Genomic DNA, 6,885 nt, shown 5'->3' with positions numbered 1-6,885 from the left:
CACCATCTCCCACGCGACAACCAACCCACAGGCCAGAAGACCTGAAGAAGATCGTTTCGTAGGAGGTGCCCTACGGGTCGGCCACCGCTCGGTGTCCTGCACCCCGTCTGGGCTTGCCACTCCAGAGTACCTCGGCTCAGAGCAAGCTGCGAACCGTTTTCCTCTTGTTGGCTTCCCCGGGGCCGTCCGCCTTGATGGCGTCCCGCATCCCTCGGGGCATGAGAGAGATTAGGCACCCGCACGCCGTCCGTCAAATCGGCTCGTCCCGCACGCTCTCCGGCCGTGATGGCCCCGCTCACAAGGGCTCCGGCGTCCCCCATCCAAGCCCGCCGGCGCGGCGACCCACCCTCATGCCGAACAGCGGACACCTACCGACAGGGTGCAGATGCCGAAGATCGAGCCGACCGAGCGATGTGACCACTCGCGTTTGCAGCTGCTTGGTGGTCCGGTGGCCGATGTGTGGAGTCTGCGTGTCGGGTAGATGTCCGCTATGCCCAGAGCGCAGATCAAGGACGAGAAGACGTACCAGAAGCTCCGTGACCGAGGCGAGAGCAAGGAGAAGGCCGCGCGGATCGCGAACGCGTCTGCGGGCCAGGGCAAGAAGAAGGTCGGCCGTAAGGGCGGCAAGAGCCCCTCCTACGAGGACTGGACGAAGGACGAGTTGCTGAAGCGCGCCCGGGAGCTCGGCGTGGAGGGACGGTCCTCGATGAACAAGTCGCAGCTGGTGGACGCCCTCCGCAACCACTGAGCGGCCCTCGCCTCGGCGGCCGGGACGCACGGCCGGCAACGGCCGGCCTGAAACGGCTGCCCGTTCCGCTCCTCAAGCCGTGAAGAGCCGCATGCCTTCGGGACGTGGATGCCGACCTGACCTGACTCCAGCCCTCATCGCCCACGTCCCATTTGCAACACCGCCGTCGCGTGCGCCGGCGGTGCGATCCGCCGGAGTCCCGCCGGGGAAGGGAAAGTCATGAACGCGGTCGTCGACACCGCACGCAGGGAGAAGGAGCAGTACACCGGCGGAGCGGACCGTCCGCTCGGCTCGTACCTCGCCACCCTCGCCGTCTACGGGCTGACCACGGGGACGATGGTGCTCCTGGGGCGGCGGATGCGCGACCGGGCCCCCTCCATAGGGCTTTCCGACCTGGCCTTGATGACGATCACGACGCACAAGGTGTCCCGGGTCATCGCCAAGGACCCGGTGACGAGTCCGCTGCGCGCCCCGTTCACCCGCTACTCCGGGACGGCCGGGCCGGCCGAAGTGGCGGAGGAGGTGCGCGGGAAGGGCGTGCGGCACGCCGTCGGTGAGCTGGTCACCTGCCCGTTCTGCATCGCCCAATGGGTCGCGACGGCCTACAGTGCCGGGCTCGTGTTCGCACCGCAGGCGACGCGGCTGGCGGGCGCCACGATGACGGCGGTCGCGGGGTCGGACTGGTTGCAGCTCGCGTACGCGCGGCTCCAGCAGGCCGCCGAGGGCTGAGCCTCAGCGGTCACATTATTTACGTTTGCCCCAAATGGGGCGGGTACGGCCCCTCCATGGATCTGTCATTCCTCAAAACGCTGTACCAACGTCCGGGCCCCTATGCGTCGGTGTACGCGGACCTCTCCCGGACCACCGAGGACGCGTCCAAGGCCGTCGAGCTGCGGTGGCGGGCGCTGCGCGCGGACCTGGAGGAGCAGGGAACTCCGGAGGACACGCTCCGCGCGATCGAGCAGACCATCGACGGGGAGATCACCCGCCGCCGCTCCGAAGGGCTGGTGCTCTTCGCGGCGGACGGCAAGGTGGTGCACCTGGAGCGACTGGACGACCCGCCCCCGACCACCCAGGCGACCCTCGCGCCGCTTCCCGACGTACTGCCCTACCTCGCCCAGCGCGGCGAGAGGTTCCCGCATCTGCTCGCAGTCGTCGACCGCCGCGGGGGCGCGATCGACTGCGTCACCGCGGACGGACGGCGTCACCACATCAACGTGCAGGGGGACGAGGACTACCCGATCCGCAAGACGAAGGCGGGCGATTGGAACCAGTCCCGGTTCCAGCGCTCGTCGGAGAACGTCTGGAAGCTCAACGCGAAGAAGGTGGCGCGCGAGATCGACCGCATCGCCGACATGTGCGGGGCACAGGCCATCGTCATCGCGGGCGACACCCGCGCCCGTACGGCCGTCCTGGACGAGGTCTCCGAGCACGTCCTGGCGCACACTGTCGAGACCGACAAGAACACCACGGTCGACGACCCCGACCTGGAGACGGAGTTGCGGCGCGTTCTGGAACTGAAGACGACTGAGCGGATCATGACCGTCGCCGAGCGCTTCGACCGCGAACTCGCCAACGGCGAGCGCGCCGTGGAGGGCTTGCCCGCCACCGCCAAGGCCGTCCGCGAAGGCCGCGTCGAGACGCTCCTCCTGGACGACGACCTGGATTCGAGCGCCCGCCTCTGGGTCGGCCCCCATCCGGCGCATATCGCCACCACCGCCGAAGAACTCCGTGACGAATTCGGCGTGAGCGACCCCCGAGAGGTGAAGGCTGACGCCGCGCTGGTCAGAGCTACAGCCGCCACCGACGGCGAACTGGTGGTCCTACCGTCGAACGGCGGCCCGGCGCAGAACGTCCACGTAGGCGCCGTGCTGCGCTTCACCGCCTGACGCAAGAACCCGAGGTCGCTACGAAATGACGAAGGAGTGGCGGCCCGCGCTCTCCGCGGGCACACCACTCCCAACTCGTTCGTGGAGCTATGGGGATTCGAACCCCAGACCTCCTCCATGCCATGGAGGCGCGCTACCAACTGCGCCATAGCCCCGCGATCGAGGAAAAGCTTAGTGCACTTTGGGACCGCTCGGGACGCGGGCCGCGGCGGAAGCCCCGCCGCGGCCCGTGCGGCGTCTCAGTGCTGCCCCGGGGTGTCGGACTGCAGGTTGACCGTCGAGACGTACGTGGTGAGGTCCTGGATCAGCTCGGCAGGAAGGCCGAGGAGGGCGTTCTGCTGGGCGGGCTGGCCGGGCTCGGTGAGGTGGGCGCCGTTCGGCTCGTCGGCGTGCGCGTCTTGCTGCGTCGCGCCCTCCGGCGCGCTAGCGACGCTGATCGAGCAGAGCACCCGGCCGAGGTCGGGCTGGTTAGGCAGCAGCTTGAAGTAGGACAGGATCTGGACCGCCTGGGTGCAGTCCTGCTCGCTGTAGGTTGCCTCGGCCTGGGGCGGCGGTGCCTCCTCCGCGGACGCGGGCGCGCCGATGGCGGTGACGGTCGCCGCGGCCAGCGCGACGGGAAGCAGCCTTACGGCCATACGGCTCTTCATGGGTCAGCCTCATTTCGATCATGCATCGCCACCCGAGGCTGTTCCCTCATGATCGACAAGGTGAAGCGCCGCAGGACCGAAAGGTAGCCGCCACCATGGCGAACCTTTAGCAGAGCCCCGTGCATGGACGTCCAGCAGCCCGGCGACCTGCAACGGCCTCAGAGACCCCAACCACCGGGGGGCGTGGGGGCGGAGCCCCTACACCGGGGGTTCCAGGGGGTCGCCCCCTGGACGAAATGACGAAGGAGTGGCGGCCCACGCTCTCCGCGGGCACACCACTCCCAACTCGTTCGTGGAGCTATGGGGATTCGAACCCCAGACCTCCTCCATGCCATGGAGGCGCGCTACCAACTGCGCCATAGCCCCGCCGCTGCGTGGACGTTCATCCCGCAGCGCCTGGCCAGTGTATAGGACGGCGGAGCCAGGTCTCGAATCGTTTCGGGCGTGTCAGGTTCCGGTGTCGGGGCGGTCGTCGCTGAGGACGGGCTCGGGCAGGGTGCCGGCGTTGTGCTCCGTCAGGCGCCAGCCTCCGTCGCGCATCTCGGTGACGACGGACCAGCAGCAGTTCGACAGGCCGCCGAGGCGTTCCCAGGTCTCCTCCGGCAGGCCGAGGAGGTGGGACATGCCGAGCCGCAGGGCCGCGCCGTGCGAGGCGACGACGAGCTGGCCGGTGGGCGGCAGGTCGTCGAGGGCGCGTTCGAGGGCGGCGCCGACGCGCTTGGCCACCTGGGCGCTGGTCTCGCCGCCGGGGGGCTGCCAGGCGGCGTGCTCGGCCGGGTAGCGTTCGCGGATCTCGTGGGAGGTGAGGCCCTCCCAGGCGCCGCCGTCCCGCTCGATGAGGTCGTCGTCGTACCGGATGGGAAGCCCGGTGATGTCGGCGAGGGCCTGGGCGGTGGCGGCGGCCCGGCGGAGCGGCGACGACAGCAGGGCGGTGGGGCGGAGCCCGGCCAGGAGCCGGGCGGCGCGCTCGGCCTGCTGGACGCCGGTCTCGTCGAGCGGGATGTCGGTCTTGCCTTGGAAGCGGCGTTCGACGTTCCAGGAGGTCTGGCCGTGCCGCCAGAGGACGAGACGTCGTTTGCCGGGCTCGCGGGCCGGCCGGGCGTCAGTCACTCGGGCTCCCGACGGCGCGGGACTGCGGGGCGGTGACGCTCTCGGGCAGTTCGAGGACGGGGCAGTCTTTCCAGAGCCGTTCGAGGGCGTAGAACATGCGGTCCTCTTCGTGCTGGATGTGGACGATGATGTCCGCGTAGTCCAGCAGGATCCAGCGGCCTTCGCGCTCGCCTTCGCGGCGGACGGGCCTGGCGTCGGCTTCCTCGCGGAGGCGTTTCTCGACTTCGTCGACGATGGCGCGGACCTGGCGGTCGCTGGGGGCCGAGCAGAGCAGGAACGCGTCGGTGATGACGAGCTGCTCGCTCACGTCGTAGGCAAGAATGTCGTCGGCCAGCTTGTCGCCCGCCGCCTCGGCGGCGATCCGGACGAGCTGCGCCGCCCTCTCGGATGCGGTCACGATGCGCTCGCGATCCTCCCTGTAGGGGTCGTCTCCACCACCACCTTCTCACGGGTGCCGGTCGTCGGACCTCTTTGTCGCTGTACGACCGCTATGCCACTGCGGTCCTTGCGCCTACCAGGGTATGCGGCGGGTGGGACGGGTGTTCATTCCGCTGCGGCGTCGCGGTAGAGGTCGCGTTTGTTGATGTATTGGACGATTCCGTCCGGGACCAGGTACCAGATGGGTTCGCCCGAGTGGACGCGGTCGCGGCATTCCGTGGACGAGATGGCCAGCGCGGGGACCTCCATCAGGGAGACCCGCCCGTTGGGGAGACCGGGATCGGCCAGCCGGTGGCCGGGGCGAGTGACGCCGACGAAGTGCGCCAGCTCGAACAGTTCGTCGGTGTCGTGCCAGGTCAGCATCTTCTCCAGCGCGTCGGCGCCGGTGATGAAGAACATGTCGGCGTCGGGGCCGTGGATGCCGCGCATGTCGCGGAGCGTGTCGACGGTGTAGGTGGGGCCGGGGCGGTCGATGTCGACGCGGCTGACGGAGAAGCGGGGATTGGACGCGGTGGCGATCACGGCCATGAGGTAGCGGTCCTCGGCGGGGGTGATCCCGTGGTCCTGCTTGTGCGAGGACAGGCCGGTGGGCACGAAGACGACCTCGTCGAGCGAGTAGAAGTGCGCCACCTCGCTCGCGGCCACGAGGTGCCCGTGGTGGATCGGGTCGAACGTGCCGCCCATGATCCCCAGCCGCCGCTTTTGCGTCATGACGACGAGAATAGCCAGCGGGTCGCGAGCCCGGAACGACGGGCGGGGGTCAGGCCAGGCCGGGCAGCGGCGGGCCGCCGTCCTCCCAGGAGACGACGCGGACGGCCTTGCCGACCTCGACCCTGGGCACGGTGCCCTCGGGCAGGACGAACACCTCGGCGGTCAGCCCGAGCGACTCGTGGAGGCCGTGGACGAGCTCGGCCCGGGGGTCGCCCGACAGCGCCTCGCAGGCGACGACAAGGCGAACCGCCGGCCCGCGACGGTCGACGACGAGCTGGTAGTGCGGCCGGACCAGCCCGGATCCCAGCAGGACGCGCTCCACCTCGCTCGGGTACACGTTGACGCCCCGGACGACGATCATGTCGTCGGTACGGCCCAGCACCTTGCTCATCCGGACCAGGGTCCGCCCGCAGTTGCACTCGTCGCGGTCCAGGGACGCGATGTCGCCCGTCCGGTAGCGCAGCAGGGGAAGGGCCTGCTTCGTCGGCGTCGTGAACACCAGCTCGCCGGGGGTGCCGTCCTCGACCGGCTCGCCCGTCTCCGGGTCGACGGCCTCGACGATGAAGTGGTCCTCGTTGACGTGCAGGCCGTTCTGCTCCAGGCATTCGGTCGCCACGCCCGGGCCGATGACCTCGGACAGGCCGTAGATGTCCATCGCCTTGATCGGCAGGACGTCCTCGATGGCGGTGCGCAGTTCCTCCGACCAGGGCTCCGCCCCGAACAGCCCGGCCTTCAGCGCGGGCGCCTCGGCGCCGGCCTCGGCGAGCGCCTCGCCGAGCCGGAGCGCGTAGGCGGGGGTGCAGGTCAGGATGTCGGCCTGCAGGTCGGTGAGCATCCGTACCTGCCGGTCGGTCATGCCGCCGGACATCGGCACCACGGTCGCGCCGAGCGCCACGGCCCCCTGGTGGATGCCGATCCCGCCCGTGAACAGCCCGTAGCCGTAGGCGTTGTGGACGATGCTGCCGGGCGACGCGCCCGCACACGCCAGGGAGCGCGCGCACATGGCCGCCCACAGGTCGAGGTCGGCCTTGGTGTAGGCGACGAGCGTGGGGCGTCCCCGCGTGCCGCTGGACCCGTGCACCGCCGCGACCTGGTCGCGGTGGACGGCCAGCATCCCGAACGGGTAGTTGTCCCAGAGGTCCTGCTTGATGGTGAACGGGAGGTTCCGCAGGTCGGCGAGCGTCACGTCGGAGCCGCCGGCGACCCCCGCCTCCTTGAGCCGCCGCCCCTGCACCCCGCCCGCGGCGAGCAGCCGGTCGACCAGCCCCCACAGCCGGTGCCGCTGCAGCGCGGCGCGCTCGTCCGGAGGCATCGCCTCGGCTTTGGGGTCGAACATGGGTCT

Annotated in this window: 8 protein-coding genes and 2 tRNA genes; 3 read left to right on the top strand and 7 right to left on the bottom strand. The window is 70.0% G+C overall.

Going from position 1 to position 6,885, the window contains the following annotated elements; all coding sequences use genetic code 11:
• The first annotated feature begins 490 nt into the window (after positions 1-490).
• The 3 genes from IEZ03_RS19680 (at position 491) to IEZ03_RS19670 (ending at position 2,637) form a co-directional block, all read left to right on the top strand.
• Entirely contained in the window at positions 491-748 is a 258-nt protein-coding gene (locus IEZ03_RS19680; RefSeq protein ID WP_184882185.1) for a DUF7218 family protein, read from the top strand.
• Between the two features lie 219 nt (positions 749-967).
• Complete coding sequence (locus IEZ03_RS19675) at positions 968-1,477, top strand: DUF1360 domain-containing protein (RefSeq protein WP_184882183.1); 510 nt, start codon at positions 968-970, stop codon at positions 1,475-1,477.
• A gap of 56 nt (positions 1,478-1,533) precedes the next feature.
• Complete coding sequence (locus IEZ03_RS19670; protein WP_184882181.1) at positions 1,534-2,637, top strand: baeRF2 domain-containing protein; 1,104 nt, start codon at positions 1,534-1,536, stop codon at positions 2,635-2,637.
• Between the two features lie 82 nt (positions 2,638-2,719).
• On the opposite strand, the gene IEZ03_RS19665 is transcribed toward IEZ03_RS19670, so the two are convergent.
• The 7 genes from IEZ03_RS19665 to IEZ03_RS19635 form a co-directional block, all read right to left on the bottom strand.
• A tRNA-Ala gene (locus IEZ03_RS19665) sits at positions 2,720-2,792 on the bottom strand.
• 84 nt (positions 2,793-2,876) lie between these two features.
• A complete protein-coding gene (locus tag IEZ03_RS19660; RefSeq protein ID WP_184882179.1) occupies positions 2,877-3,284 on the bottom strand; it encodes a hypothetical protein in 408 nt (135 codons plus the stop codon).
• Positions 3,285-3,577: 293 nt separating this feature from the next.
• A tRNA-Ala gene (locus IEZ03_RS19655) sits at positions 3,578-3,650 on the bottom strand.
• A gap of 81 nt (positions 3,651-3,731) precedes the next feature.
• A complete protein-coding gene (locus tag IEZ03_RS19650) occupies positions 3,732-4,394 on the bottom strand; it encodes a histidine phosphatase family protein (RefSeq protein WP_184882177.1) in 663 nt (220 codons plus the stop codon).
• Positions 4,387-4,791: a ribosome silencing factor gene (gene rsfS / locus IEZ03_RS19645; protein ID WP_131986380.1), complete on the bottom strand. Its 405-nt coding sequence runs from the start codon at positions 4,789-4,791 to the stop codon at positions 4,387-4,389. Before rsfS ends, IEZ03_RS19650 begins: the two co-directional genes overlap by 8 nt.
• A gap of 146 nt (positions 4,792-4,937) precedes the next feature.
• A complete protein-coding gene (nadD, locus tag IEZ03_RS19640) occupies positions 4,938-5,543 on the bottom strand; it encodes a nicotinate-nucleotide adenylyltransferase (RefSeq protein WP_184882175.1) in 606 nt (201 codons plus the stop codon).
• 49 nt (positions 5,544-5,592) lie between these two features.
• Positions 5,593-6,879: a phenylacetate--CoA ligase family protein gene (locus IEZ03_RS19635; RefSeq protein WP_221480612.1), complete on the bottom strand. Its 1,287-nt coding sequence runs from the start codon at positions 6,877-6,879 to the stop codon at positions 5,593-5,595.
• Positions 6,880-6,885: the final 6 nt, after the last annotated feature.

The organism is Actinomadura livida (assembly GCF_014648675.1).
Classification (GTDB): domain Bacteria; phylum Actinomycetota; class Actinomycetes; order Streptosporangiales; family Streptosporangiaceae; genus Spirillospora; species Spirillospora livida.
Note: the sequence above shows the minus strand (reverse complement) of the source record. Positions and strands in the feature narration are given on the sequence as shown.

What these genes read in the sequence shown, in the direction of transcription:
- IEZ03_RS19680 (WP_184882185.1), top strand. Translation starts at nt 491, where the DNA reads ATGCCCAGAGCGCAGATCAAGGACGAGAAGACGTACCAGAAGCTCCGT.
- IEZ03_RS19675 (WP_184882183.1), top strand. Translation starts at nt 968, where the DNA reads ATGAACGCGGTCGTCGACACCGCACGCAGGGAGAAGGAGCAGTACACC.
- IEZ03_RS19670 (WP_184882181.1), top strand. Translation starts at nt 1,534, where the DNA reads ATGGATCTGTCATTCCTCAAAACGCTGTACCAACGTCCGGGCCCCTAT.
- IEZ03_RS19660 (WP_184882179.1), bottom strand. Translation starts at nt 3,284, where the DNA reads ATGAAGAGCCGTATGGCCGTAAGGCTGCTTCCCGTCGCGCTGGCCGCG.
- nadD (WP_184882175.1), bottom strand. Translation starts at nt 5,543, where the DNA reads ATGACGCAAAAGCGGCGGCTGGGGATCATGGGCGGCACGTTCGACCCG.
- IEZ03_RS19635 (WP_221480612.1), bottom strand. Translation starts at nt 6,879, where the DNA reads ATGTTCGACCCCAAAGCCGAGGCGATGCCTCCGGACGAGCGCGCCGCG.